The following is a 2,212-nucleotide window of genomic DNA, read 5'->3' as shown; positions in this document are numbered from 1 at the left end:
CCGCCGCCTTTCTGCAGAACCTGCGCTCGACGCTGCAGAAGCAACTGACCGGCGAACTCTCCGCCGTCGCCGCCACCTATGTTCGCTTCGCTTTCGGCCTGCCGATCGCGCTCGCCTACTTCTGGGGACTGCATAAGATCGCCGGCACCGCGATCCCGACGCCGAACTGGACGTTCCTCGCCTGGTGCCTCGTCGGCGGCCTCGCGCAGATCTGGGGCACGGCGCTTCTGGTCGCACTCTTCGCCTATCGGAACTTCGCCGTCGGCACGACCTACTCGAAAACCGAAACCGTGCAGGCCGCGCTCTTTGGCATGCTGGTGCTGGGCGATCATCCGAGCCTTGGCGCCGCCGCCGCGATCCTGGTCAGCCTTGCGGGCGTCGTCGCGATCTCGATGGCGAACTCGCATCTCACCCTCGGCAATTTCGCGCGCTCGCTCGCCGAGCGTCCGACACTGATGGGCCTCGGCTCCGGCGCCACCTTCGGCATCGCCGCCGTCTCCTATCGCGCGGCATCGCTCTCGCTCGACCGTCCCGACTTCCTGATGCCCGCCGCCTTCACCCTCGTCACCGTGCTCGTCATCCAGACCGTCGCGATGACGGCGTGGCTCGCATGGAGCGAACCCGCGCAGCTCGGCGCGACCGCCCGTGCCTGGAAGGTGAGCTCCCTCGTCGGCATCGCGGGCTCGCTCGCCTCGATGGGCTGGTTCACCGCGATGACCATCGAGAACGCGGCCTATGTCCGCGCTCTCGGCCAGATCGAACTCGTCTTCACCTTCGCCTCCTCGCATTTCCTCTTTCGCGAAAAGACGGAACGGCTGGAGCTGATCGGCATATTGTTGGTGGTCGGTGGAATTTTACTGCTGTTGTTTACGAGGTAGCGCCACGCCCTCAAAAAATTCAGTGTCATCCCGGCGAAAGCCGGGACCCATTGGTTCCCTCAGCAGATAAGATTGCGCATTGAATTTGCCTCTACCATGCGAACAAGTCTGCGCTGCGGCAAGAAGGTGAGGCGAGTGGGTCCCGGCTTTCGCCGGGATGACACGGAGAATTGACGACTACCGCGGCCGGTCGCCCGCCGTCGTCGTGCGATACATCAATCGCCGGTGCCCGTCATAGCCGCCATCGGCGAAATGCTGGACGCAGCGATTGTCCCACATGGTCAGCATGTCGGGCTGCCATTTATGGCGATAGACATATTTGTCCTGCGTCGAATGTTTCGCGAGGAACCCGATCAGCGCCTCGCCCTCGTCCCGCGTCATGCCCTCGATGCCGATTGTATAGACGCGATTGACATAGAGGCATTTGCGCCCCGTCTCGGGATGCGTGCGCACGACGGGATGAAGCTCCGTCTTCTTCGCCTCGTCGGACGGCACGATGGTCATCGACCGCGCCTTGCCCTCGTTGGCGTAGAAGCCTTCCTTCGAATAGGGCAGCGCCGCGCTATGCACAGCATTCAAGGGCGCGAGCATCCGCTTCATCGCGTCCGAGAGATCGTCATAGGCGGCATACTGGTCCGCGAACAGCGTGTCGCCGCCGACCGGCGGCGTGATCTTCGAGAGCAGCAGCGTCCCCGAAGGCGGTTCCTGCTGAAAGGAATAATCCGAATGCCAGCCGGCGCCGAAGTTGGACGAGCGCTCGTCCGGCTCGCGCCGCAGCTCCAGCACATTCGGATGTCCGTCGAGCGGCTTGATGAAATCCGTGCGGCCCCAGTCTCCCATCGACAGCGTAAAGCGTTCGAGATCGTCGAGCGAAAGCGGCTGATCGGGAAACCAGACGACCCGATGCGCGAGCCACGCCGCGCGAATATCGGCGACCGTCGCCGCATCGAGCGGATGCGTGAGATCGACGCCGGAGATCGCGGCGCCGAAACCGCCCGCATTGGGCTTCACATGAATGCTTGTCTTCTCGGCTGCCTGAGCCATGTCGCTCTCCTCCGCGCAAGGTCCGGTTTGCCCGGCTTCCTCTTCGCGAGAAGTCTGCCACGACCAGCCCGGCGAGAAAACAGACTCAATGGAGCGCGCAGCCGCCGATCGTGATGCGATGCAGCAGACGCCGCTCGCCATGATAATCGTTGACCGCGTAATGCCAGGTCGCGCGATTGTCCCAGAAGGCGACCGACCCCTCGCGCCACTGGAAACGGCAGGTGAATTCCGGCCGGATCGCATGGGCGTAGAGAAAGTCGAGCAGCGGCCTGCTGTCCAAGGCGTTCCAG

Annotated in this window: 3 protein-coding genes; 1 reads left to right on the top strand and 2 read right to left on the bottom strand. The window is 63.6% G+C overall.

The genetic code is table 11. The features are described 5' to 3' along the window. Positions 1-878: EamA family transporter (locus tag VMR03_RS01720; protein WP_325401655.1), on the top strand; the 878-nt coding region annotated here is incomplete at its 5' end. A gap of 177 nt (positions 879-1,055) precedes the next feature. Here the strand turns inward: VMR03_RS01720 and VMR03_RS01715 are convergent. After that, positions 1,056-1,922 carry a TauD/TfdA family dioxygenase gene (locus tag VMR03_RS01715; protein ID WP_325401653.1) on the bottom strand — a complete coding sequence of 289 codons (867 nt, stop codon included), beginning with the start codon at positions 1,920-1,922 and terminating at the stop codon, positions 1,056-1,058. An 85-nt stretch (positions 1,923-2,007) separates the two neighbouring features. Continuing rightward, positions 2,008-2,212: TauD/TfdA dioxygenase family protein (locus VMR03_RS01710; RefSeq protein WP_325401651.1), on the bottom strand; the 205-nt coding region annotated here is incomplete at its 5' end.

Source organism: Parvibaculum sp., from assembly GCF_035511255.1.
Lineage (GTDB): Bacteria > Pseudomonadota > Alphaproteobacteria > Parvibaculales > Parvibaculaceae > Parvibaculum.
The sequence above is the reverse complement of the archived record's forward strand: the minus strand, read 5'-3'. Positions and strand labels throughout refer to the sequence as shown.